Genomic DNA, 379 nt, shown 5'->3' on the forward strand with positions numbered 1-379 from the left:
TCTCGCCGCCGGCCTGAATGGCGTTGGAGACGGGCTCCTGCGGCCCGGCGGCCGAGGTGCCGGCGCCACCATCCCCGCCATCGATCTCGGCGATGGGGGAGTTCACCGCCACGCCCTCGGTGCCCTCGGGCACCAGGATCCTGGTCAGCTCGCCCTCATCGACCGCCTCCACCTCCATGGTGGCCTTGTCGGTCTCGATCTCGGCGATGATGTCGCCGGCGGCGACGGTGTCGCCTTCCTTCTTCAGCCAGCGCGCCAGCTTCCCCTCGGTCATGGTGGGGGAGAGGGCGGGCATCAGGATCGTCGCACCCATGGGTCAGCGGGCCTCCAGCAGGATGTCCGTCCACAGCTCGGACTCGTCCGGCTCGGGGGAAGTCTG

General features: G+C 70.2%; 1 protein-coding gene. It reads right to left on the reverse strand.

Annotated elements, in window-relative coordinates; genetic code table 11:
- Nucleotides 1-313: biotin/lipoyl-containing protein (locus tag SxD43FB_RS24455; RefSeq protein WP_141249681.1), on the reverse strand; the 313-nt coding region annotated here is incomplete at its 3' end.
- Nucleotides 314-379: the final 66 nt, after the last annotated feature.

Origin of the sequence: Sphingobium sp. D43FB (assembly GCF_002312805.1) — a bacterium.
In the GTDB taxonomy this organism is placed as follows: Bacteria; Pseudomonadota; Alphaproteobacteria; order Sphingomonadales; family Sphingomonadaceae; genus Sphingobium.